The following is a 22,832-nucleotide window of genomic DNA, read 5'->3' on the forward strand; positions in this document are numbered from 1 at the left end:
GCCTGTTAGGCTGCCTCTGACTTGGCGGGTGCGTGCGAGGCGCAGAGGGCCATTAACGCGGCCTTGTGATCCCGCCAGAAGTCCAAGGCAGTTCTGCCCTCCATTTCCAGAATGCGACGGTCATCAAAGCCCGCCCATTCATCATGGCTGTGCAGTTCGCAGCCGATCTGCATGTGAGTGTCGAGAATGTAGACGAGCCAGCGCAGGCCATGAATTTGCAGAGGTGCCTTGGTGATGGTGACTCCTTTGCGCCATTTGGCATCCGCGAGGTTGGCACCCGCGAGGTTGGCACGCGCGAGGTTGGCACGCGCGAGGTTGGCACGCGCGAGGTTGGCACGCGCGAGGTTGGCACGCGCGAGGTAGGCACCCGCGAGGTAGGCATCCGCGAGGTTGGCATCCGCGAGGTTGGCACCCGCGAGGTTGGCACCCGCGAGGTTGGCATCCGCGAGGTTGGCACCCGCGAGGTTGGCACCCGCGAGGTTGGCATCCGCCTTAACCGCCAATTTCACAGCCGCCCCAAGCTTCACACGGTCGCTCGTGGTTTCTAGGCTTGCGTTAAGTTCAGCCTCAAAGAGAACAGAACCATTCCAGCGGTGTTTGATTGCGAATTTGAAGCTCACTGTCTCTCTCCTTCCGTGCCAGCCTTAGGCCGGGCGGTTCTCGTCGCGGTGTGCCCTCAAGGCGCGCTGAAATGCCTGTAATGGAGACAGGCCCTCTTCAAACAGCGGAAACCATTGCTCCGGGAATACGGTGAATTCGCCAGGCCCGTAGCCGTATCCGTCTTGGATGACGTCCAGATTTAGCTCCGCTATCCAGTCCTCAAACGTGTAGGCCGCCTCTTGGCTGGGGGACGCCTTGTTGCCGTAGTTGCAGGCTGCGCAAATCTGTGCGTCATAGAGCCACCGCTTGACTTCGCCGCAGCGCGGGCATTCCTCTTCTTTTTCGGCAAAGTGGCTCATCTCTCTCTCCTTACTGACGGAAGGCCAGATTGCCGACACGCTCTGCGCGGATGTCCGCATAGACCTCATCACGTATCCGCTCGCATTCCACGGCACAGTCGCCATAGCCAACGGCATCCAGTGCTTCGGTAAAGTCCTCGCCCTTCAACAGCCGGGCGCGCAGCAGCTTGAAGAACAGCTTCCGCCAATGACTGCGCGGGGAGTGGCGGTCATCCGCATGGGCGCACTCTGCGATGAAGTCCTTGCAGGTCGCCCGCGTGTCAAACCATGCGTACCAACGCTCGCGGCCAGCGTCTTGCAACGCCTCCTGAAAGCTCCGCAGCGGAAGCTTCAGATAGGAAGAGGTGGGCTTGGTGGCGGTCATTGGTTGCGGTCCTTATTCGGCTGCGTGCTGGCTGGTGATGATGCTGGCGTTCATGCGCCAAGCCATTGTCACGGCTTCGAGGCGGTTTGCTTCGGCAGAGCCCAGGTCAAAGGCTGCGGACCACTGACGGTTTGAGCGCCCGCGACTTTGGAAGGTGACGTTCAGTTTTGGTGCTCTGCTCATTCTCTCGTTCTCCGGGGTTAGGCGGTTACTCGCCGCAGCGAAGGTGAAGCTCGGCCATGTCGATCGCGTCTTTAATCACGATGTCTTGCTGGCCATTGTCGAAGCCCATGAGGGCTAGGGCTTTCCGGGCGCGCTTAACGGCACCGCGGCGCGTGCGGGGGTAGTGCCCGCAAATCCGGCGGCCCCTGCTGTCGCAATGGCGGTACCTGAGATGAGAGTTGACGTTCCAGCGCGAAGCCGACTTGTTTAGCGTCTCAATCAGCGTGTCCTGGACTTCGATTAGCTGCGTCATTCTCTCGTTCTCCTGCGGCCCCGCTGCCTGGGCTGGCGCGCCAAACAGCGGGAGCGATAATCACCAGGAGTGCCCGTCTTGCGATTGCGCCTCGGGGCGGGGGCTCAGCGATTTGCTGATAGAGAGAATGTAATAGGAAAAAGCCTATTTTACAATAGGCAAAATCCTATTTTGTGGACAAAGGAGCTTTTTGCCGGAAGAAATATGGATTCGAAGCTAGGGGTGGGCGGCAGAGAGGTGCTTCAGCCCTGGGGCTAGCTTAAAGGAGGAGCAATGGCAGATGACGAGGTAGATTTGGGCATCAATGGCGCGGGCCGTCGTCACCCGCCAGATCTTGGGGCGCCCGCCCGTGGCGCTGCAACACTTCAATCAGGCCTGCCGCAAGTGCTTCGGTGGTCTCTGCCGTTAGAACCACCTGCATCTCTACATTTTCACCTGTTCGCACAACCAAGGAGAAACAAGAACCATCGCGAGCCTCGCCAACCGCAACAGACGTGGCACTCAGATTTGGCAGATTGGTGAGTGTGTCGCCAACGTCGTGGGTCTTCGAGATGCGCCCGGCCAGCTCGAACAGGGCGCATGCCAAGACAGCGGTATGGTTTGCAGGAATAGTCAACACCCTGTTGACGTCGTCCTCGCCAGCGAATTTGAGCCCAACCGTATTGTTTTCCAAGGGCTGCATATCTATCACGCCCTTTGTGTTCCAAAACTGGCTACTCATTGAATCCTCTTCTGTATGGCGAAGTCTACATCCGCTGCCACTTGGCCACGATCCGGCCCAGGATTCGCGCCTCGGAGAGTGTGCGCTCGTAAGTCTTATATGCTTGGTTTGTCGAGGAAATTCTTATTGTTGGCGGGTCCGAGCCGTCAATGTACTCGACCCTTTTGGCAACCAGACCAAGCCCATCATGAAGCAGAAATGTGCCGGGTGGGGTAGGGCGCTTGTCGGCAACGTTGACTAACGCCTTGTCACCCGCCTCTAGGATGCCGGGCATGGAATCCCCCTCGATGGTGATCAAGTAAACCTCGGTCGGAGAGGCGTTCAACTCCATCCGTAGCCAGTTTGCGGGGAATCCCCAGGAGCCCTTGCGCTCATCATACTCAACTATTGAGCCCGACCCAGCCGAGGCTCGGACGTCCATCTCAGGGATTTCCGCTTGTTCGCCGACTCGCGGCGCGGCTTTGAATTCTGGGGGAGCCTCTTCACCCATGCCCTTTGGGATCATGCCGGTCTTGAAGGCGACCGCCGGCATTCCGAAGACCTCCGCTAGCCGGTCCCTGACGTCTTCGGGCAGGACGCCTGGTTTCCCTTGGGTGAGATACTGATGAAAGTAGGCATGGTTCTTGCCGACCTTGCGCGACAAGTTCGCATAATCCCATTCGTCATCGGATTGGTCTACGAGCTGGCGCAAGAGATCTCGCGCCGGATCCGACCCCTTGTCAGTTGTGCCGCTTCGCATGAACAACAATGTGCCAGCCTGAATAGGATTTGCGCCAATAGGAAAATGCCGATTGACGAATAGGATATTGCCTATTATCTTCCTATTCATCATGGACCCATTCGAGCAATTCAGGCGCCAGGTCGACGATTATCTAGGTGCAACCCAGACAGACCCAACAACCTTTGGGCGGCGGGCGCTGGGCGATCCGAATTTCGTCTTCCAACTTCGGGAGGGCCGCTCTCCACGATCGGCAACCATTCACAAGGTCATCGACTTCATGGAGGCGAACCCACCCGCCGTCTCCCAGCCGGACGCCGCAGCGTGAGCGATGGTCTCGCAATCCCCACGCGTTCTGCAGTCTTGCGCGGCGCCACTCGAAGCGTCGTCTATTTCGCCCAGAACTTGACGACCAGCGCTGTCAAGATTGGCTGGACTATCGATCTCCAGCGGCGAGTGGCGTCGCTCAAGTGTGGTGCCGGCGCTCATCTACGCGTCCTCCGCACCATCGACGGCGGGAGGGCAAAAGAGGCTTGGCTACACAAGCGTTTCGCAGCCCAGCGCGTTTGCGGCGAATGGTTCGAATTCCACCCAGGCATGCTTTCAATCATCCCGCCGGATGAGATCGTCCGGCCGCGAAGGGAGGTTGTCCGACGCGACGTTCGGTTGACCGTTCTGGAACGACTGCGCGATGCCGAGAAGATGGGGCGTGAGATCGGCCTTTCGGATCGCCTCATCCTGACAAGCTTCGTGTCCTCGCTGAACGACGATGAGTCGCGCACGCTTTTTGATGTCGTCAAAAGTAGAAGCCCGGAGGCCGCCTGATATGCCCTTCACCATCTCCGCCGCTATTTCTCCTATCGGTCGCAGTGCCATAGGCCGAGATATGACCGGCGGCGCCGTCTCTGACATCTGGAAAAGGGGAGGGCGCTTCCGGTGAGCGACGCAGCACGGCAGCTTGCGCAAAAGGATTATCTCTCGCTCAAGGCCGCATTTCGCCACCTTGTGGACTTGGCCGGCGGCTGCGAATTGGCCGCCGAACAGACCCGCGTTCAAAAGACTTCGATTAGCGACTACGGAAAACCGCACATGCTGGCCGCGTTCCCTCCGGCTGATGTTGTGGCGGATCTGCAGGCCGCGGTGGGGAGTCAAATCTTCACGCGCACTCTCAAGCAGATCGGGCGGGCGTATGCGAGCCAGGGCGCCGGCCTGACGGGTGACGACGTGATGGCGATGAGCGTCCGCCTTCAGGGCGAGCTTGGCGAGTTTGCGATTGTGGCCCTGGATGCCAATGCGGACGGGGTACTGAGCGTTTCTGAGGTTAACCGCCTCATCAAAGAGGCGCGCGACGTGGCGAACGCCGCAAATCATACCGTCGATCAGCTTTTGCAGCTTCGAGATAAGAAGGCCGCCGGCCCCCGCGAGGTTCGCGATGCCGGCTGAACCCTTCCCTCCGATGGACGCCCCGAAGTCCTTGCCCGTTGCGTCTGTTGTCACGTCCGCGCGGCTGTACTTGAAACTACCCCGCCGGCAGGGTGCCATCAGGCGTCGCGGCTGGTGGGAGATCTTTCAGAAGGGTCGCCGCGCGATCAGCGATGAAGTCGTCAAGTCTCGCGGCGATATCTTGTGCACTCTTGGCTTGATCGCGTGCAGATTCAAGAATGTTATCGATCACCTTGGACGGAAGCTCGGTTTCTTTTGGGTAAGAAAAGTTAACGCTTCCAATAGCGGTGCGGCGCGTTGTCATGTCCAGCGCAATCTCCTCGATGATGTTGTTCGGGAGACGTCCGATCTTTCCAATGTGAGATTGGAAGAGTGCCAGGACCGGCCCTTTAAGCAAGTCATCAGGAAGGTCACGGATTCGTATTGGGGTTTGCTTTACTCGCTCTCTTTCAAGGTGACTTACCATTGCATCCCAAAAGGCGTGAATCATTCGATATTCAGCGGCGAATACCGTGGCTGTGGTGATCGCATCCCTTGCGGCTTGCCGATCCTCCTTTTCGCGTTCTGCTTTGATCTGTTGCGCGTGGCGCAGGTTGGCAGCGCGCACCTGATACAACACACCAATATAAGCCAAGCCCGCCGCGCCGATAGCCAGAAAGCCGGTCATCAACGTCTGCCAGTCTCGCAGGCCGCGCCAGCCGAAGCCCGGCTCGGTAATCGTCGGCCATATGCCCAAAGAGAACAGGGTCAATCCCGCCCCAAGGAGCATGTAAAGCCCTGCCATCGGAAGTTGGTTTCGCATGGCGGATACTCTGCCCGGAGTTGCTCGCTCCTACAAGACACCTTCGACGCACGCCTTACCCCCCGAAGGCGCGCTGTCGTGACTGGTGGACCCCTGCCGCCAGTCCTCCCCGGCCGTCTGCGGACTTTTACGCCTTGGCTGCGGCGGTCGGGGAGCTTTAACTGATGAACGAGGAAGCGCTCCACAAGACCGTCGTGCAGTTCCTGATGTTGGCGTTGCCGGACGATGTCTTCTGGTATCACCCCGCCAATGGCGAAAAGCGTAGCAAGCGCACGGCATCGAAGCTCAAACGAATGGGTGTCCGCCCTGGCGTGCCCGACATCTGCATCGTTCACGAGGGCAGGGCCCTCTTCATCGAACTGAAGAAGCCCGGGACGCCTGTCGGGAATCGAATGGAGGGAAGGGGCTACCTCACGCAAACGCAGTGCGCTTGTCACCGCAGCCTGAAGCAGGCTGGCGCTGAGGTCGTGACCTGCTGGTCATTGGAGGATGTCCAGGACGCCCTAAGGCGCTGGTCGATCCTGCCGCATTCTAGCATCGGCGGCCTGTTCAAAGCGGAGGGCGCGGCGTGACGATAGCGGACCCCGTGATGGTCTCCGTTCTAGATGCGATCAAAAGGCTCGGCCCTGAGGTCAAAAATGCAGACATAGCCAGCAGGGCTGGCATGGCCCATTGCACCGCGCGTAGCTACGTCGGTCGCGCAATCCGTCGTGGTTGGCTTCGAAAGACCGGCCAGCGGTCGACCCGAAAGCTGCGTCTGACAGAGGCGGGTCACAATAAAATCCACCAACACCAGTGCTTTCGAAAGCCGGAAGCTGACCTCCCGGAGACGGTGCAAAGTCGGCCCTGCCTGATGTGTGGGAGGGAATTCGAATCAAGTTGGATCGGCAACCGGACCTGCGGACAGTGCAAGTCGACCGAAGCCTATAAGTCATCGCCGCCGGAGCGCTACTCTTCGGGTGGCAGGATATGAGCGCCCGCGCCCGCCTCCCGCAGCGCCCCAAGCGCCGGAAGATACCGCTATCGGTCAAGGTAATTGCCTGCGAGCGCCGCCTTTGCGAACTCCTGGGCACGGATCGGATTGAGTACAACCACAATCCGGCCCTGATCTATCGCGAGATCCGCGCCGACGGCAAAGACTACATCCCGGCGCAGAACGACCCGAACTGCATTGAAGCGCTCTCCCGCGAGGAACACGCCAAGGATACCAACGGGACTCCGGCAACGACCCTGGGCAGCGTCAAGCACGGTGCGGCCAAGATCGATCGATTGCGCGGCAAGACCAAGCAGGGCCCAAAGCGTCAGATCCCCAACGCCGGCTTTCCCAAGCCTCCGGAGGGCTACAAGTACCGCTGGGGCAAGAGGCCAATGGGCAAGCGGAAGGGGGCGGCATGAGCGAAGACGACAAGATCATCCGGGCCAACTTTGGCGCTCCGCAACCCTATGATCCGAAGGCGGACACGCGCCTTGTTCCGGCCGACCTGGCGCCACCAGTCAATCCGAAGGCCGGCTACGATCCGCTTGTCGCAATGCGTATGCGGGAGATGCTGGAGTTGCAGACCCGCCTTGTGCTGGCACAGGCCGAACTCCAGACCGTCACGGAAAGGCTGCAACAGCTAGCGCAGGAGGTGCTTGATGGCGATGCCGGCTGAAACAGAAGCGCCGCCTTGGGAGGCGGAGCAGCAAAGCGACGCTTGGGCGCCGCCGGCCAGCGAGGAAGCCGAGCTCGGCCTGCTGGGCGCGATCCTGGCGAACAATGCGGCCTATGACCAAGTGAGCGACTTCCTGCGGCCGGATCACTTCTTCGTCGGGATCAACGCAAAGATATTCATGGCCTGCGAAGCTTTGATCAACCGCGGAGAAACCGCCAACGCTGTAACGCTGGCCGGTCTGTTTGAGAACGAGCCGGCCCTGGAGCAGGTCGGCGGCAAGCATTACTTGTCGCAGATCCAGCATAACTTCGTGACCATCATCAACGCCAAGGATTACGGCAGGACGATTCACGACTGCTGGCTTCGGCGCCGGACGATCAACATTGCGGCCGAAATGTCCGACTATGCCTACCAGCCCGGAATCGATGTCGACGGACCCGCCATTGTCGAGCGGGCGCTGGATGAGCTTACGGACCTTTCCGAGTCGGGGCAGCGTGAAGGGGGCCTTGTCGGGCTATCCCCGCTCTCCAGGCGCGTTGCGGAGGAAACAGAGGCGATCCGCAAGGGTGAGGCGGTGCCGGGCCTGCCGACTGGCCTTGTGGACCTGGATAGGGCCCTTGCCGGCGGCTTCCAGCCCGGCCACCTGATTGTCATCGGCGCCAGACCATCCATGGGCAAGTCGGCGCTGGCTACCAACATCGCCCGCAATGTCGCCGCGGCGCAGCGCCGGGAACTGGACGGAGAGGGGCAGCCGGTCGACCAGAGCCAGCCTGTCGCCTTCTTCTCTCTGGAGATGCCCGATGAAGACCTTGCACGGCGCATTGCCTGTGAGCGTGCCGGGATCGAATTTGAGCGCACCAAGCAGCAAGACGGCATGAACGAAGATGAGGCCAGCCTTTTCATGCGGGAGTGCCTGGCGCTGGACGAAATCCCGCTGTTCATTGACGACACGGCCGGGCTTACCCCTATGGCGATCAGGAGCCGCGCGCTGGCCTTCAAGCGGCGCCATGGCCTCGCCCTGGTGATCATCGACTACTTGCAGCTTATGTCGGCCCAAAACGAGGCCGGAAACCGCAATGAGCAGATCAGCGCCATTACTAAAGCCCTGAAGGCCATGGCAAAGGCGCTGGGCGTCCCGGTGGTTCTGCTGAGCCAACTTTCGCGAGCCTTGGAGCAGCGCGACGACAAGCGCCCCATGCTCTCCGATCTTCGGGACAGCGGCACCATTGAGCAGGATGCCGATGTGGTGATCTTCCTCTACCGCGAGGAATACTATCTGGCCCGCAAGGGCGAGCCGCAGCGCCGGGAGGGCGAGGAAGACACGCGCTTCTATGAGCGCGTCAACGGCTATTCAGGCGCCCTGGAGGCCGCCCGCAACCGCGGCGACATCATCATCGCCAAGGCCCGTAACGGGAAGGTCTGCACGGTGCCGGCGATCTTCGACGCGGCAATGATGCGGTGGGGCGATCTGGCGCATCGGCAGCATGAATTCGAGGGATACTGATGAGCTACGGCAAGGTGCATGAGGGCTTTTGGGAAAGTGACCGTATCGGTGGGCTTAGCGACGGAGCGGCACTGCTGGCGCTTTTCTTATTAACCGGCCCGCATCGCAACGCTATCGGGTGTTTTAGGCTCGGCGTCGGCGCTATTAGCGATGTGCCGCGCTTTAATAAGTGGGGCGTCGACAAGATAAGCTCTTATTTGGATGAGCTTTGCTCGAAACAGTTCCTTATTCGAGACACAAATAAGGGCTGGATGCTGATCGATAAGGCGCTGGAGAAAGACCCGATCAAGGGCGAGAAGGCGGCTAAACATGCGCTCTCTTTGTCGACGTCAGTCCCCCGAAAAAGCGCCATATTTGAATCGCTTAGGGTCAGGTTAGAGCCTCAGTTAGTGGAGTTTTCTGAAGCCCTTTCGGATAAGGATGGGTGGCCCATGGAAAGGGCATGTGATGCCCCATCGAATGGGGATGCTATACCCCATGCTTCTCCTTCTCCTTTACCGGAACCTTCTCAGGACCCAGAACCAGTTAAACCATCTGCTGACGCAGATGGTCCCCCGAATAAGCCCGGCGCTGTCGAAGTCGATGAGGTGGAAGCAGCCGTGGAAGCCTGGAATGCATTCGCTGAGCGACACGGCTTGGCGAAGGTTCAGCGGATCACCGCCAAGCGGCGCAGTGCTTGCAAGATCCGGCTGACGGAGTGCGACGGCCTGGACGGGTTCGTGAACGGAGCTCTGCCCGCCATTGCCCGGAGCCCCTTCTTGCTCGGCGAGAACGACCGCGGCTGGAAGGCGGATTTTGATTTTCTGATGCAGCAGAAGAGTTTCACGAAGCTCATGGAGGGCGGCTATGACCGCAGCAAACCAACTCGCCCGAACGGATCAGACGCCCATACCGCCCAGGCTTCCGCCTTCGCTAGCGTGGCTGCCGGATTTGACGATCATGGGGGCGATCACAGCGATGCCGGAGAAGCTACCCCGGGAACAGGTACAGGAGGTCCGGGCTTACTTGAACCACCTGGAAATCTGGATGAAACCGGCGAGCCGGGCCTGGATCTCCGGGAGGGTAGTGACGCTTCTGGCGCACTATGCGGCGGCCAATGTGTCGGAGGCGATCCTGAGGGGAGTAGCGGAGGATTGGCTGGCGAAGCTGAAGGATCTCCCGGCCCATGCGATCCAGCAAGCGTGCCTGGATTGGCTGGGGCGGCCGAACGGGTACAAACCAACGCCGGGGGAGATTCGGGCGCTGGCTTGCCAAGCGCTGGGTCCACACCTGGACGAACGGCTGAAGCTGCGGGCCCTGCTGCAGCCGACCCTCTCGACGGAATGACGGACTTCCCGCCGATACCGGTAGGACTCGACCGCAGAGCGAAGAAGGAGACGGCCTCTTGACTGAACCGAAACCATTTTACGACGGTCGAGTTCATCCTGTTCAAGTTCCGCGCAGCAATCGGACTGGTTCCGGCCAGATATCGAGAGAGGTGACGTTGCGTGCTTACGAGGTTTACCGACGGCTCTATGGTTCTCAGGAAGCGCTGATAACAGGCGGTTGCCGTGGCGGATTTAGCGTCGGCGAATTAATCGCATTTCTCTACGCGCGTTCGTTTCCGGAGGCTGAGTGGCGAGAGCGAGAAAGAGAGGCCATTAGAGGCATGAACCTTGACGCACGCCGACTGAGCGAAACAGACAAGGGGCGTGAGTGACTTGGCGGATCGTCGAGCCGTTCGATATCTCTGCCTTGACCCGGACTGCAGGCATGAGTTTGACGCCGGTCCCGGCCCGGTCACTTGCGGGGCTAAGCACGCCCTTCCTGGTGGCGTGTCGATCCCCGGCGCCTGTCCGGCCTGCGGTGGGCTCTACGTCGGCCGGTTATCCTGGTTCGTCGTGATGACCAACGCGCGGGCCGAGGAAGCGGTAAACGATCGACTGAAGGATCTGGGTTACCTGACGCTGTTCTTGCATTACCGCGTGCCGGTGCGCCGCGCCAACCGCTTGTCCCGGAGGCAGCGCGCCGCCGTGGCGACCGAGAAGGCACCCGAGCTTGTCACCAGGCCGTACTTGTCGCGCTACATTTTCGTCGGGGTGGTGCCGGGCCAGGGGTTTTACGACATCAACAACGCGCCGGGCGTTTCGACCGTCCTCAGCAATGAGGCTGGACCGCGAACGCTCGAACCCAGCGAGATTGACCGCCTGCGGGCCGGGGCGGGCAAGGACGGGCTGATCCAACTGGAAGGTCCAGCTGAGATGGGGCGAACCCGGCTGACCGTGGGTGACGTGGTCCGCATCAAGGTTGGCCCCTTCGCTGGGTTCGACGGCACGGTCTGCCGCGATGACGGCAAGATGGTGACCATCTGGGTGTCGATCTTCGGGCGCCAGACGGAGGTGACGCTCCTGCCAAAAGCAGTTGAGGCGATATGAACGCTCCATTTGGTGCAATCAGTGCCCGTTGGCACCACCCCTTGACAAAAGTCCTTGGTTGAACTTAATTTCGCGTCAGACATCGGCGGTGGCAGCGAAAATCGCGACCACGCCGACTGCGGAGCGATCCTAAATTCTGCCAAGCAACCATCCCGCCCTGGCATCCGGCGCGGGCTTTTTCATGGCCAGAGGTTTGCCGCCCCGCCATTTCACATGAACCCCCGAGGTGGCCATGTCGGCCCTTAAGAACACGCGCCATGAGGCCTTTGCACAGGCGCTTGCCAAGGGCATGACGGCCGATGCTGCCTACGAGGCGGCTGGGTATAAGCCGAATAGGGGTAACGCGACGACGCTTAAAGCAAAGCAAAGCGTCCGGGATCGCGTTGCCGAACTGACTGAAAAGGCGGCCAAGAAGGTCATGGTCACCGTGGAAAGCCTGGCCGGTGAGTTGGAACAGGCCCGCTCGCTGGCCATCATTGAGAAGCAGCCAAGCGCCGCCGTTGGGGCCACGATGGGCAAGGCGAAGTTGTTCGGCCTTGGGGTGGAGAATCGCCGCCTTAGCGGGTCGGTGCAAATCGTCACACTGACAGCGAAAGACCTTGAAGGGCTGAGCGCCGATGAGCTTGCCGCTATCGAACAAGCCTATCCGGTTCTCGAAAAGCTCGGGCTTGTTGCAGGCGATTCGGGACCAGCGTCAGAAGCGTGAGATTGAACGCCAAGCTGGCGGCTGGCGGGATGAGAAGGCCAAGTGTGCCGCAGACATCCTCCATTGGTTTGACAACTGGGTTCATACTTACGATCCGCGCCTGGTCGGCAAGCCCGGCGGCGCCTACGTGCCCTTCAAGCTCTGGCCGCGACAGCGAGAATTCGTCCTGTGGCTGATCGAGCGGATCCAAGCCGAAGAGGAAGGTCTGGCGGAAAAGAGCCGCGATGTCGGCGCCACCTACCTGACCGGCGGTGTGGCGCTGCACCAGTGGCAGTTTAATCCGGGTTTTAAGGCGACGTTCGGGTCTCGAAAGGTCGATTATGTCGACAAGAAGGACAATCCGGATTCGATCTTCGCCAAAATCAGGATCATGGCGCGTCGCCAACCCGCAGAACTGATGCCGGAAGGCTTCTCCTGGGCGCAGCACGACAACTATATGCGTCTGGTCAACCCGGAGACGGGCTCAGTGATCTCCGGCGAGGGTGGTGACGACATGGGCCGTGGCGGCCGGTCCTCGCTCTACGTGGTTGACGAGGCCGCCTTTGTGCCGAACGCCGAAGCGGTGGAGAAGGCGCTTTCAGGTAACACGGATTGCGTCATTTGGGTTTCCTCGGTCAACGGCATGGGCAACCTCTTCGCCCGCAAGCGTCATTCGATCCTGAAGCCGCATCAGGTATTTCGGCTGCATTGGCGCGACGACCCGCGCAAGACTGAGGAATGGGCCCAAGCCAAGAAGGGCAGCTTTGCCGATCCAACCACCTGGCCAAGCGAGTATGAGATCGACTACAGCGCGTCCGTTGAGGGCATCTGCATCCCGGCCCTGTGGGTCGAGAGCGCCAAGCGTCTAAGCGCGCTGGAGCCTGGCCTTCGCGCAAGCAATGCCGGGGTGTTGGGGCTGGACGTTGGCGCGGGCAAGGCAAAGTCGGTCGCGATCCCCCGCATGGGCCCGGTGGTCAGTGTGCCACGATCGCGAGGCGACCCGGACACGATAGGGACCGCATGGTGGGCCCTTGAGGCTGCCCTGGAGACTGGTTGCGGCGCGCTGAACTTCGATGCGCCAGGCGTTGGCGCTGGTGTGTCTTCGGCCCTCATGCACCGGGACGACGATCCTGAGAAGGCGAAGCGCTTTGATGCGCTGGAGGTTCTGCCAGTCAATACCGGGGTGCCACCGAGCGAGCGGGAATGGCCAGATGGGCGCACTTCGCTGGAGATGTTCGGCAACCTAAAGGCTGAGGTCTGGTGGCTGTGCCGCACTGCGCTGCAACGTACCCATGAGCATGTGGCCTTCCTGGAGGGCCGGGAAGGAGGGGTCGAGCATCCGGTGACCGACCTTTTGGCGCTTCCCAGCGGCGACCGAGACAGCGACGAACTCTGTCACCAGATGTCCTTGGTCAAATGGGGCAGAAACGAGCGGGGCAAGATTGTGATCGAGAAGAAAGAGGCCCTGGCGCGCCGCGGGATATCGAGCCCGGACCATGCCGATGCCCTGATGCTGACCTTCGTTGACCCGCCGGCGGTGCCAAGGGCCGCCGTGTTTCTGCCTAAAAGGCTCCGCAAGCGATGACCAAGCTGCCCCCGCTTCTGAACGCGATAGCGACCCGCAGCCTTGGCGCCATGTTCCCGGGCTTCTTTCCGGGACATAAGCACAACCTTTACCGGGACTTCGGCTATCCCGAGACGCTGGAATTCAAACAGTTCTTCGACATGTACCGCCGCAATGGCCTGGCCAACGCGGCAATCGACAAGACGGTCCTGAAGGTCTGGCAGGACAATCCTTCTCTGCGGGAACGCGAGGGCAGCGACGAGGAAACCCAACTGGAACGGGACATCCGGCAGCGTTTCGACGATCTGCGCGTTTGGCAGCGCCTCGCGGAGGCGGGTCGCCGCTCCATGGTGGGCGCCTATGCGGGCGTGATCCTCCGGGTGGCTGACAGCAAGCAGTTCCAAGAACCAGTCGATACCGTATCTGGTGGAATCGACGGCCTCGTGGAGATCATTCCCGCCTGGGAAGGGCAGCTTACGGTCGGGCAATGGGACACGGATCAGACCTCCGAGACCTACGGCCAGCCCACCATGTTTCAGTTCAACGAGGCGGCGGTAGAGGGAGAGATCCAGCACGGCAATGCCCGCACATTCCAGCTTCACCCGGATCGCGTGATCGTCTGGTCTGACGACGGCACGATCCATGGCCGCTCGATGCTGGAGCCTGGTTACAACGATCTGGTGACGCTGGAGAAGGTAAGCGGCGCCGGCGGCGAGGGCTTCTGGAAGAACGCCAAGTCGGCGCCCGTCCTGGAGGTTGACAAGGAGGCGGATATCAGACGCATGGCCCAAGCGATGGGCGTGTCGGAAGAGGATGTCCGCGACAAACTCGACGAGCATGTGGAGAGCTGGCAGAAGGGCTTTGATCAGCTTCTAATGCTTCAGGGCATGGAGGCTAAGACCCTCGGCGTCACGCTCATCAGCCCGGAGCATTTCTTCCGCATCGCGCTTGAGAGTTTCGCCGCCAGTTTCGGCATCCCGCTGAAGATCCTGGTCGGGTCCCAGACGGGCGAGCGGGCCTCGACCGAGGATGCTGCCGAATGGGCCCACACCTGCATGGCGCGGCGCAGCAACGTAGTCCGGCCCGGAATCATGGAATTCGTCAACCGCCTGGAGCGCTTCCGCATCCTGCCGGAGAGGGACTGGTTCCTCGCCTGGACCGACCTGACGGAGAGCTCGATGGCCGAGAAGGTCGAGCGCGCCGACAAGATGGCCGGGGTGAACCAGAAGATGAACGCCACGGGCGAGTTGGTTTTCACAGGTGAGGAAATCCGAGCGGCGGTCGACCTGGAGCCGTTGAGCGATGCGGATCGTTTTGGCGAGGACGACGAGGAAGATCATGCCGCCGCCTTGCCGCCGCCGGTCGAGGAATGAGCGGCGGCATGATCGGCCATGAGTGCGAGCGCTTCGTCTGCGCCGCTGTTGAGTGAAGGAGCATTCCATGCCCCAAGTTCTGATCCATGTTCGCTGCAACAAGGCGGGCAAGGTCCGGCGTGAGAAGATGAACGGCCGCGAGGTCATCATCGTGCCGAGCGCCACCATGCCGGACGATGTCGTGATGAACGATATCCTCTACCCGGCTAAGGAGATCGAGGCCAGTTTCGCCAGCCTGGACCGCACCCCCGCACCTCTCGGCCATCCGACGATAAACGGCAAGTTCGTCTCGGCCCGCGACCCCGAAGGCATCAACATCGGCTGGGTCGGCGCCTTCAATACCAACGTGCGCCGCGAGAAGGGCCGCATCCTGCTCGACAAGGTGATCGACGTGGAGCGCGCCAATCAGTCCGAGGAGGGCCGGCGCGTCCTGAACGCCATCGAGAAGGGCGATCCGATCCACACTTCTACGGGCCTTCTGACCGAACTGGAAGCGGCCAACGGCGAGGTCGAGCACAAGTTCATTGCCCGCAACATGGTTTTCGACCACGACGCCATCCTGCTCGATGAGGACGGGGCGGCCACACCCGAGCAGGGCGTTGGCATGATGGTCAATGCCAAGGGCGAAGAGATCGAGGTCATCAATGCGTCCCTACCGGACATGGATGACCTTGATTGGGCGGTTGAGGCCGCCGTATCGGCGCTGGAGCGGCGTTCCGACGAAAGGAAGAACGTCATCGAGCGAATCAAGTCCGCGATCATGGAAGCCTTCCGACAGGCTCCCGAGCGGGGAACCACCACTGCTAACCGAAAGGAGTCCAAAGACATGGACGACAAGCAGTTTGAAGAGCTTTCCGCGAAGGTAAATACCCTCTCGGAAGGCTTCGACAAGATGGGCGAGACCATCGCCACAACTGTCGCCGAGGCTGTGAAGCCGCTCGTCGACGCCCAGGCCGAAATGGTCGCCAATCAGAAGGCGAAGGACGACGCGGAACTTGCCGATCTGCAGGCCAAGATCGTCAAGGCCAACCTGCTGGACGAGGATGCGGCCGGGGAGCTGACCCTCAACGCCGCTCGCGCCCTCGCCAAGAAGGCCGAGCCGGGCAAAGCCGCAGCGCTCAACGGCGCTTACAGCGGCAACGACGACGGCAAGGGCGGCTTCAAGCTGCCGGCCGCCGACAAGAAGGAGGCTTGAGCCATGGCACGGTTTAACAAGATCTTCCTCGGGCCCGTCGACAAGACGTGCCCGCAGGTGCGCGAGGCCGACGCCAGCGTGGCGCTGAAGCCGGGCCGTCTGGTGGTCATGTCCTCGGGCGAGTTCGCGCTGGCCGGGGCGGCGACGATCGGTCAAGTCCTGCTGGTGCAGGACAACTACCTGGCCATGAAAGGCGTCGACGACGATTGGGCGGCAGGCAATACAGCGGTCGCGATCGAGATGCAGAGCGACGAGCTTTACGCCGCCCGCATCGCCAACGGCGTCAACATCACGGCCAAAGGCACAGCCCTGACGCCCGCCGCCAACGGCACCTTGGCCATCGCCTCCACGTCCGGTCTGGTCGTCGCCTACTCGGACGAAATCTACAACAACAACTCCGGCAGCGAACAGCTTCTGCGGGTCCGTCCCGCGGGTAGCCAGTCCTACCTGTCGGCTGCTGTTTAAGGGAGACCTGACGATGCGATACTTCGACGAACAGCTCGTCGCCAACTCGCGACCCCATGCGGCTTGGTGGAGCGATGTCTGCGCCGTTCGAGAATATTTCCACCGCACCGAAGACGGCATGGCCGACGTTCACAACGCAGCCGCCGTGCTGCCGCGGGATGCCTGGCTGGATCTGGACGGCATCACGCGCCGCATCATGCGCGACGATGAGGGCCAGACCTTCATGGCCGACCTGATGCCGCTCGCCAAGGCGGTCAACATCGGCAAGTTGGTCCACCTCAACCGGGTTTCCAGCGATGCCGGCTCGGTCGTGCGCTCCATGAGCGGCCAAGTGCCGACCACCATGGATAAGGTGGTCTACGACTACCGGGGGTCGCCCGTGCCGATCTTCTCGACCGGCTACGGCCGGGAATGGCGTGAGTGGAACACCTTGTCGTCGGAGAACTTCGACGCCTTGGCGGACGACCAGGAGGCGCACACGGCGAAGATTCGCCGCGATATGGCGCTCTATGCGCTGGATGGTGATGCTGACATTACCTTCGAAGGCTACGATGCCACGGGCATTCGCACCAACCCGCTGTCGAAATCCATCGATCTCGGCGCCGGCGGTGCCAACATCGACCTGTCGGCACCAGCGACCACCTCTGACGCCATCGACGCCTTCTTCACCCAGACGTTTGGCGCGATGCTGGACGACAACTTGGTGATGCAGCCGGTGAACATCTACGTTTCGCCCGAGATCGGCCGGAATTGGGACCGCTCCTATAGCGGCTCGTCCGGCTTCAAGGGCGGCACGCTGATGAGCTACCTGCTGACCAACCGCCGCATCAACAAGATCGTCGTGACCTATGAACTGACGGGCAACGAGTTTTTCGGCTTTGTGCCGAATGCCGAGTTTGTCCGTCCGCTCATCGGTATGGCGACCAATACGACGGTCATGACCCGCAACAACCCCACGGACAACTACAACTTCCTCGTCATGGGGGCGATGGGTCTGGAAATCAGGGCCGACTTCAGTGGCAAGTCCGGCGCGTTCTACAGCGTCTCGCTGTAGCGCCAACCGGACCCGACGGGGCGGCTCTCCGGGGCCGCCCCATTCTCTCGACAAAGGAAAGCACCATGAAGCGAATTGAGATCACGGGGCGCGGCCTCTACGGCAAGGGCGGTAAGGAATTCGCCCTCGGGACCCAGCTTGAGGTTTCAGAGGTTCCCCGGGGCTGGGCTTCGCGCTGCCGCGTCCTCAACGATGACGACGGCAAGACGCTGGTCACCAATCCTGCTGACACCCTCGAAGGCGGGCAGGAAGACGACGATTTGGCTGCTCTGCGCGCCGAATACGAGGAAGCCGTCGGCAAGAAGCCATTCAACGGCTGGGACGCCGATACCCTGCGGGAGAAGATCGCCGCCGCCAAAGCCGCCAGCGAGTAACCGGGCGAGAGAGGCACCGATGCCCTACGGGACCGACCAAGGCTTCACCGATTGGCTAGCTGCGCGCGGTTATACGCTGCCCGGGGATGCGCCGTCGGGGGCAGTACTGCGTCAACTGGGTAGCGATTACGTCGATTCCACCTACGGGCCGCGCTTTCGCGGGCAGCCCACCGCCGGCTATACGCAGGCCGAGGCTTGGCCGCGCACCGGCGCGACGGCCCACGGCGGCGCGATTCCTGATGACGTGGTGCCGGTAGCGGTCGAGCAGGCCAGCTACTATGCGGCATGGCAGGAGGCCTCGTCTCCCGGATCGCTAAGTGCCGTGCAGTCCCAGGCGGGGCTGGTTAAGCAGGAGCGAGTCGAGGGCGCTGTCAGCGTCACCTATCAGGACGTTCAGCAAGAAAGTACCGTGCCGTACGATCCGCTGAAGCCCGACGCTTCGACGCCGATCCTCACAAAGGTTGACGGCATGCTGAAGCCCTACCTTGTACTGGCCGACTTCGGGGTCGGCGCATGGACTGTGGGGCCAGATATCTAATGCCGGGTTTCGACTATGCGGCGTCCCAGGCCACCGCGCAGCGCCTATTGGAGCGGTTCCGGCAAGGCACCATCCGCCTTGTCCGCACTATACCGGGTACGCCTGATCCTGCCGAGCCGTGGGTGCCCGTGGCAGATACGGTCGAGACCTATCGCCTGAACGCCACCGCCAAGTCCGTGTCGGACAAGCTGGTGGACGGCAGCCTGATCAAGGTCACCGATACCGAGATCACAGCCGGCGCCACGATGGAGCTTGAGAGTGTCCTGGTCGATGGCGTGCCGGATGGAGGTGCCACCTTGGGGCCAACCCAGATCGAGATAAAGCCCGCCGATGGCATTACCCTGGATGGCGAGGCCGCGGCAGTCCTGAGGGTCATGCGGGTGCCGCGGGCCGGGGTGGCGGTGGCCTGGAAGCTGATTGTGAGGAACTGAGATGACCGACAAGCCGACTCTCGTCGACATCCCGCCGAAAGACGACTTCCGCGCCGCACTGGACGGACTGCGGCGCGATCTGCCGAAGTTGGCCGAGCATGCGGCCCTGGTGGCTCAGATGAAGCGAGCCTACTTCGACGCGCTGGTGAAGGAGGGCTTCACCGAGGCGCAAGCCCTGGATCTCTGTAAGCATTCCGTGGCGCTGTGACGCATGGCCCGTCGCCCGACACCTCGACAGCGCATCGATGCCCTGCTGGACCGCCTGGAGCCCGGCCTGCGCCGCGCCTTCATGGACGCCGTGAACGATATTCGCTCGCGCGCCGAACTCGGCCGCATCGTGGAGCGCCTGGAGGTGGGGGACATCGAAGGCGCTCTGCGGTCACTTCATATCGACCGCGCTGCCTTTGGGGTATTCGAGGATGAGATCAGGCAGGCCTTCACGGAAGGCGGCCGGGACGCGGCGGAGCAACTGCCAAGGGTGCCCGACCTGGGCGGCGGGCGGCTTGTGCTGCGCTTTGATGCCCGCAACCCACGCGTCGAGCGGATACTTGCGGATCATTCGGCCACGCTGGTGACGCGCATCATCGATGACATGCGCCAAGCCTCGCGCCAAGTGCTGGCGGCGGGGCAGGTCGCCGGGAGCAATCCGCGCATCACGGCCCTTGACCTGATCGGGCGGGTGTCCCGCGCTAGCGGAAGACGGGAAGGCGGAATCTTGGGCCTGACAGCTCAGCAGGAAGGTTACCTCGCTTCTGCAAGAGCGGAGTTGCTGTCTGGCGATCCTGCGGCCATGCGGAACTACCTGACCCGTGAACGCCGGGATCGGCGCTTCGACCGGCAGGTGGCGGCTGCGATCCGCGAGGGGCGCGCATTGACCCGCATACAGGTGAGCAAGATCACGGGGCGCTATTCCGACCGCCTCTTGCAGCTTCGCGGCGAAGCGGTAGCAAGGACCGAAACGCTGTCGGCTCTGAACGCCGGCAAACACGAAGCCGCAGAACAGATGATCGAGCAGAGCGGGATCGATCGGCAGACAGTCACGAAGGTATGGCGCGCGACGAGGGACGGGCGTACCCGCGACAGCCATGCGTCGCTAAACGGGCAGACTGTCGGTATGGACGCTCGGTTCTCCAACGGGCTGCTGTACCCTGGCGAGCCGGGCGCCCCGGCGGCGGAGATCGTTAACTGCCGCTGCACACCGATCTACCGTGTCGACCACCTGAGCGGGTTGACCTGATATGGCCGGCACCTTCAGCGCCGCTGTAGACCGGTGGACGCTGAAAACCAAGCGCCGCACCGAGGCTGTCTTCAGGACCGCGACGCAGTATGTAGTCGAGGACGTGCTGGAGCGCACGCCGGTCGATACCGGCTACCTCCGGGCCAGTCTGACGGTTACCTTCAACGGCCCGGTGCCGGCGAGGGGACAGCAGGGCGACGGCTACATGGCCCCGCCCTTCGCACTGGTGATCGCGGGGGCGCAACTGGGTCAGGTCATCTACGCCAGTTTCGGGGCCAACTACGCCCTGCCGGTCGAGTATGGCAAGGAAGGCCGGGAAGGCGCCGGCATGGTGCGCTTGGCCGCCCAGGCATGGCCGCAGCATGTCGCTAAGGCTGTGGCGGAGGCGAAGGCGGCAGTAAAGGGTTCCTAGCCCGCTCAAGCCAAACAAGGGCGCCATAGAGCCCCGCCAGCGCAATCCTGAGGGCGTCGCGCCCGTCCTGAGTGGCGCCGTCGGCCTCAAGCACCTGTCGCATCAGATCGTGCAGCAGGATCTCGGCATCATCGTCTGAAAGTGGCTCGCTCACGGGCTGGAGGGTAACACTGGAATGGCGTCGGTAGAGGTCAATATCTGGATGGCCCTTCGTGGTCGACTGGAAACGCTCAGCGTTATTCCGGCCGCCCCGGTAGTCTACCCAAAGGAGGACGCGCCGGCAGGCAGGTATCTGCGGGTACAGCACCTTCCCAATCGTCTATCTCGCTTTGCCGTGGGGTCGGACGGATCCAACGAGCGGCCCGGTATCCTGCAGGTCAGCGTCATGTCGCCCATTGAGACGCAGGAGACCGCCGAGGTCGACATGGAGGTGGCCGGCCAAGTCGCGGCGCACTTCCCCGCGGATCTGATGCTGGAATTTGGCGGCTTGCAGGTCCGTATCACCAGGGCGCCCGATGTAGCCGGCGCTTACCGCGATGAGGCTCATTGGCGCACGCCGGTTTCGATTCCGTATGAGGCTCTGATCTAACCCCATTCCCGGCAGAGACCGGGTCGACGCCCTGGCCGCGCGCCGGGGTTTTCTTCATGCCATAAAGGAGACCCCAAATGGCCATCCATAAGACAGCAGGTGCCCGGCTTTTCATCAGCCCCACGGTAGCTCTGCCCGATACGATCAACGCCATGTCCGACGTGGACGCACTCGCGTATTTCGAGGCCCTGGTCGATTGGATTGAGATCGAGGAGGTCGAGGAGTACGGCGAGATTGGCGATTCCTCGGAGGAAATCAACTTCACGGCGGTGGGCAATCGTCGCGTGAGAAAGCTCAAGGGCCCGCGCAATGCCGGCACACAAGCGGTCGTTGTGGGCCGAGATCCGCTGGACGATGGCCAGGTGCAGCTCATCGCTGCAGAGGCGACGGACTTCAACTATCCGATCCGCATCGAGTTGGATGACGCGCGGTCGGTGAACCACAGCAAGTCGACGCTGTATTATGCCGGCTTGGTCATGTCGAAGCCGACAGGATTGGCGAACGTCTCGTCCGTAACGCGCCGGACCTTCAATATCGGGATCAACACGGCGGTCTACGAAGTTGCAAGCGCCAATCTGGTGGCGCCGGTCAACGCGCTCCTGCCTTCGGTCTCTGGCGTGGCGCAGGACGGACAAGTCCTCACTGCTATCGAAGGGTTGTGGAACAACGATCCCACGAGCTTTTCCTACCAGTGGCAGGCCGACGCCCTCGGAAACGGCACATATGCCGATATCGGTGGCGCGACGGCCAAGACCTATACGCTGGCCACGGACCAAGTTGGCGACAGCGTCCGCGTCATCGTCACGGCCACCAATGCGGCCGGATCGACGCCTGCCAACAGCGCCGGCACAGCCCTGGTGGCCGCCTAACCAGCTTCGCGCGTGAAGACGGGCCGCCCTGCTGTCGGGGCGGGGCGGTCCACCCCGACTCCCGACACCAAACCGACAAGGTGACAAGATGACTGAGAAAAAGGCGGCCTCTGCGGTCGCGGAAGACGTGTTCGACGTTTCCGAAGCCGACTCCATCGACGAAGCCGAGATGGAAGTCCTCGTGAACGGCAAGCCGACGGGATGGACGTGGACCTTCGCCGGCCCGGGCCACCCGCAGACCATCGCGCTAGGCGACAAAATGGCAAAAGAGCGGTTGGCCGAGGAGCGCCTGCAAGAGCAGGCCCGCGTCAACGGCCGGAAGTGGAAGGCACCCGTCGAGACCGTCGATGATGCGCGCTCGCGCAATGTCGGCCTGGTCGTCGGACGCCTGCTGGGCTGGTCTCCGGTGAAGATGAACGGCGAGGACTACCCATTTTCGCCTGCGAATGCCAAGACGCTGCTGATGGATCACCGCAAGGGCCAGCTTCTGCTACAGGCTCTTGAGTTCATCGGGGATGAGAACTCTTTTACTCCGCGCTCGGAGACAGCCTGACAGCCTGGGCCGAGCGCAGTTTTGATCTTGATCGGGTAGAGGAGGGGCGGTCTCGGCGTGACAGGCTGGAGTCCCGCCTGGATCGCGCCGTTCGGAAAGAACGGCAGGATGTGGTGGATGAACTGGAGGCCCAGCTTGCCACTCCGCCTTTCCCACTCGCGATCGAATATCTCTATCTGGCATGGATGCGCCTCAGGAAGCGCAAAGGGGCGGGGATGACCGGGCCGGCCCCTATCGAATGGCCCGATATCGACGCCTTCTGCCGCTTGACCGGGCAACGCCTTGCGCCTTGGGAGGTCAGGATTATCGAGGCGCTTGATGACGTGCATCAGCGCGTCATGGCCTTGGATGAACGCGACCCCGAGGCTATGAAGGCCAGCCTCCTTCAGGCTGGGAAGGCAAGGAGGTAGAGGTTGGCCGGGCACTCTCTGAGCCTCCGGT

The 22,832-nt window shown here is 61.8% G+C and carries 33 protein-coding genes; 25 read left to right on the plus strand and 8 right to left on the minus strand.

Annotated elements, in window-relative coordinates:
• Window positions 1-5: 5 nt before the first annotated feature.
• The 7 genes from ACP146_RS08810 to ACP146_RS08840 form a co-directional block, all read right to left on the minus strand.
• Window positions 6-620: a pentapeptide repeat-containing protein gene (locus ACP146_RS08810; protein ID WP_422366383.1), complete on the minus strand. Its 615-nt coding sequence runs from the start codon at window positions 618-620 to the stop codon at window positions 6-8.
• A 24-nt stretch (window positions 621-644) separates the two neighbouring features.
• Window positions 645-959 carry a hypothetical protein gene (locus tag ACP146_RS08815; protein ID WP_422366384.1) on the minus strand — a complete coding sequence of 105 codons (315 nt, stop codon included), beginning with the start codon at window positions 957-959 and terminating at the stop codon, window positions 645-647.
• Between the two features lie 10 nt (window positions 960-969).
• A complete protein-coding gene (locus ACP146_RS08820) occupies window positions 970-1,323 on the minus strand; it encodes a hypothetical protein (RefSeq protein ID WP_422366385.1) in 354 nt (117 codons plus the stop codon).
• 12 nt (window positions 1,324-1,335) lie between these two features.
• Entirely contained in the window at window positions 1,336-1,506 is a 171-nt protein-coding gene (locus ACP146_RS08825; protein WP_422366386.1) for a hypothetical protein, read from the minus strand.
• Window positions 1,507-1,531: 25 nt separating this feature from the next.
• On the minus strand, window positions 1,532-1,798 hold the full coding sequence (locus tag ACP146_RS08830) for a hypothetical protein (protein WP_422366387.1): 267 nt from the start codon (window positions 1,796-1,798) through the stop codon (window positions 1,532-1,534).
• 301 nt (window positions 1,799-2,099) lie between these two features.
• The gene (locus tag ACP146_RS08835) at window positions 2,100-2,519 is read right to left on the minus strand and encodes a hypothetical protein (protein WP_422366388.1); all 420 of its coding nucleotides are present in this window, start codon (window positions 2,517-2,519) and stop codon (window positions 2,100-2,102) included.
• Between the two features lie 25 nt (window positions 2,520-2,544).
• Entirely contained in the window at window positions 2,545-3,351 is an 807-nt protein-coding gene (locus ACP146_RS08840; protein WP_422366389.1) for a S24 family peptidase, read from the minus strand.
• Window positions 3,352-3,561: 210 nt separating this feature from the next.
• Here ACP146_RS08840 and ACP146_RS08845 point away from each other — a divergent pair, with 210 nt between their 5' ends.
• Window positions 3,562-4,062, plus strand: a complete 501-nt coding sequence (locus ACP146_RS08845; RefSeq protein WP_422366390.1) for a GIY-YIG nuclease family protein — start codon at window positions 3,562-3,564, stop codon at window positions 4,060-4,062.
• Between the two features lie 111 nt (window positions 4,063-4,173).
• Window positions 4,174-4,680, plus strand: a complete 507-nt coding sequence (locus tag ACP146_RS08850) for a hypothetical protein (RefSeq protein ID WP_422366391.1) — start codon at window positions 4,174-4,176, stop codon at window positions 4,678-4,680.
• A 76-nt stretch (window positions 4,681-4,756) separates the two neighbouring features.
• Here the strand turns inward: ACP146_RS08850 and ACP146_RS08855 are convergent, their stop codons facing one another.
• Window positions 4,757-5,482 (minus strand): hypothetical protein, encoded by a 726-nt coding sequence (locus tag ACP146_RS08855; RefSeq protein WP_422366392.1) that lies wholly within the window; start codon window positions 5,480-5,482, stop codon window positions 4,757-4,759.
• 164 nt (window positions 5,483-5,646) lie between these two features.
• Here ACP146_RS08855 and ACP146_RS08860 point away from each other — a divergent pair, with 164 nt between their 5' ends.
• The 23 genes from ACP146_RS08860 (at window position 5,647) to ACP146_RS08970 (ending at window position 22,801) form a co-directional block, all read left to right on the plus strand.
• Complete coding sequence (locus ACP146_RS08860; protein WP_422366393.1) at window positions 5,647-6,054, plus strand: VRR-NUC domain-containing protein; 408 nt, start codon at window positions 5,647-5,649, stop codon at window positions 6,052-6,054.
• Between the two features lie 17 nt (window positions 6,055-6,071).
• Window positions 6,072-6,455, plus strand: a complete 384-nt coding sequence (locus ACP146_RS08865) for a helix-turn-helix domain-containing protein (protein WP_422369633.1) — start codon at window positions 6,072-6,074, stop codon at window positions 6,453-6,455.
• Window positions 6,452-6,877, plus strand: a complete 426-nt coding sequence (locus tag ACP146_RS08870) for a hypothetical protein (protein ID WP_422366394.1) — start codon at window positions 6,452-6,454, stop codon at window positions 6,875-6,877. Before ACP146_RS08865 ends, ACP146_RS08870 begins: the two co-directional genes overlap by 4 nt.
• Window positions 6,874-7,134 carry a hypothetical protein gene (locus ACP146_RS08875; protein ID WP_422366395.1) on the plus strand — a complete coding sequence of 87 codons (261 nt, stop codon included), beginning with the start codon at window positions 6,874-6,876 and terminating at the stop codon, window positions 7,132-7,134. Before ACP146_RS08870 ends, ACP146_RS08875 begins: the two co-directional genes overlap by 4 nt.
• On the plus strand, window positions 7,124-8,638 hold the full coding sequence (gene dnaB / locus ACP146_RS08880; protein ID WP_422366396.1) for a replicative DNA helicase: 1,515 nt from the start codon (window positions 7,124-7,126) through the stop codon (window positions 8,636-8,638). Before ACP146_RS08875 ends, dnaB begins: the two co-directional genes overlap by 11 nt.
• Window positions 8,638-10,026, plus strand: a complete 1,389-nt coding sequence (locus ACP146_RS08885; protein WP_422366397.1) for a hypothetical protein — start codon at window positions 8,638-8,640, stop codon at window positions 10,024-10,026. The genes dnaB and ACP146_RS08885 overlap by 1 nt, the downstream gene beginning before the upstream one ends.
• 426 nt (window positions 10,027-10,452) lie before the next feature.
• Window positions 10,453-11,052 carry a transcription termination/antitermination protein NusG gene (gene nusG / locus ACP146_RS08890; RefSeq protein ID WP_425032461.1) on the plus strand — a complete coding sequence of 200 codons (600 nt, stop codon included), beginning with the start codon at window positions 10,453-10,455 and terminating at the stop codon, window positions 11,050-11,052.
• Between the two features lie 232 nt (window positions 11,053-11,284).
• Window positions 11,285-11,758, plus strand: a complete 474-nt coding sequence (locus ACP146_RS08895; RefSeq protein ID WP_422366399.1) for a hypothetical protein — start codon at window positions 11,285-11,287, stop codon at window positions 11,756-11,758.
• Window positions 11,721-13,322, plus strand: a complete 1,602-nt coding sequence (locus tag ACP146_RS08900) for a hypothetical protein (protein ID WP_422366400.1) — start codon at window positions 11,721-11,723, stop codon at window positions 13,320-13,322. Before ACP146_RS08895 ends, ACP146_RS08900 begins: the two co-directional genes overlap by 38 nt.
• Complete coding sequence (locus tag ACP146_RS08905) at window positions 13,319-14,674, plus strand: anti-CBASS protein Acb1 family protein (RefSeq protein ID WP_422366401.1); 1,356 nt, start codon at window positions 13,319-13,321, stop codon at window positions 14,672-14,674. The genes ACP146_RS08900 and ACP146_RS08905 overlap by 4 nt, the downstream gene beginning before the upstream one ends.
• A gap of 67 nt (window positions 14,675-14,741) precedes the next feature.
• Window positions 14,742-15,869 carry a hypothetical protein gene (locus ACP146_RS08910; protein ID WP_422366402.1) on the plus strand — a complete coding sequence of 376 codons (1,128 nt, stop codon included), beginning with the start codon at window positions 14,742-14,744 and terminating at the stop codon, window positions 15,867-15,869.
• A gap of 3 nt (window positions 15,870-15,872) precedes the next feature.
• A complete protein-coding gene (locus tag ACP146_RS08915) occupies window positions 15,873-16,334 on the plus strand; it encodes a hypothetical protein (protein ID WP_422366403.1) in 462 nt (153 codons plus the stop codon).
• Between the two features lie 13 nt (window positions 16,335-16,347).
• Window positions 16,348-17,388 (plus strand): major capsid protein, encoded by a 1,041-nt coding sequence (locus tag ACP146_RS08920; protein WP_422366404.1) that lies wholly within the window; start codon window positions 16,348-16,350, stop codon window positions 17,386-17,388.
• Between the two features lie 65 nt (window positions 17,389-17,453).
• Complete coding sequence (locus ACP146_RS08925) at window positions 17,454-17,762, plus strand: hypothetical protein (RefSeq protein WP_422366405.1); 309 nt, start codon at window positions 17,454-17,456, stop codon at window positions 17,760-17,762.
• Window positions 17,763-17,781: 19 nt separating this feature from the next.
• A complete protein-coding gene (locus ACP146_RS08930) occupies window positions 17,782-18,300 on the plus strand; it encodes a DnaT-like ssDNA-binding protein (RefSeq protein ID WP_422366406.1) in 519 nt (172 codons plus the stop codon).
• 122 nt (window positions 18,301-18,422) lie between these two features.
• Window positions 18,423-18,731 carry a hypothetical protein gene (locus tag ACP146_RS08935; protein ID WP_422366407.1) on the plus strand — a complete coding sequence of 103 codons (309 nt, stop codon included), beginning with the start codon at window positions 18,423-18,425 and terminating at the stop codon, window positions 18,729-18,731.
• A 1-nt stretch (window position 18,732) separates the two neighbouring features.
• Complete coding sequence (locus ACP146_RS08940; RefSeq protein WP_422366408.1) at window positions 18,733-18,939, plus strand: hypothetical protein; 207 nt, start codon at window positions 18,733-18,735, stop codon at window positions 18,937-18,939.
• 3 nt (window positions 18,940-18,942) lie between these two features.
• A complete protein-coding gene (locus ACP146_RS08945; RefSeq protein ID WP_422366409.1) occupies window positions 18,943-19,968 on the plus strand; it encodes a phage minor head protein in 1,026 nt (341 codons plus the stop codon).
• Between the two features lies 1 nt (window position 19,969).
• Window positions 19,970-20,380 (plus strand): hypothetical protein, encoded by a 411-nt coding sequence (locus tag ACP146_RS08950; protein ID WP_422366410.1) that lies wholly within the window; start codon window positions 19,970-19,972, stop codon window positions 20,378-20,380.
• 175 nt (window positions 20,381-20,555) lie between these two features.
• The gene (locus ACP146_RS08955; RefSeq protein WP_422366411.1) at window positions 20,556-20,969 is read left to right on the plus strand and encodes a phage tail terminator-like protein; all 414 of its coding nucleotides are present in this window, start codon (window positions 20,556-20,558) and stop codon (window positions 20,967-20,969) included.
• Between the two features lie 77 nt (window positions 20,970-21,046).
• Window positions 21,047-21,838, plus strand: coding sequence for a hypothetical protein (locus tag ACP146_RS08960; RefSeq protein ID WP_422366412.1), 792 nt, complete (start codon window positions 21,047-21,049; stop codon window positions 21,836-21,838).
• Window positions 21,839-21,926: 88 nt separating this feature from the next.
• Entirely contained in the window at window positions 21,927-22,391 is a 465-nt protein-coding gene (locus ACP146_RS08965; protein WP_422366413.1) for a hypothetical protein, read from the plus strand.
• Window positions 22,392-22,504: 113 nt separating this feature from the next.
• Entirely contained in the window at window positions 22,505-22,801 is a 297-nt protein-coding gene (locus tag ACP146_RS08970; protein ID WP_422366414.1) for a phage tail assembly chaperone, read from the plus strand.
• Window positions 22,802-22,832 lie beyond the last annotated feature (31 nt).

The sequence above is a fragment of the Pelagibius sp. genome (assembly GCF_965249265.1).
Taxonomy (GTDB): Bacteria; Pseudomonadota; Alphaproteobacteria; order Kiloniellales; family Kiloniellaceae; genus Pelagibius.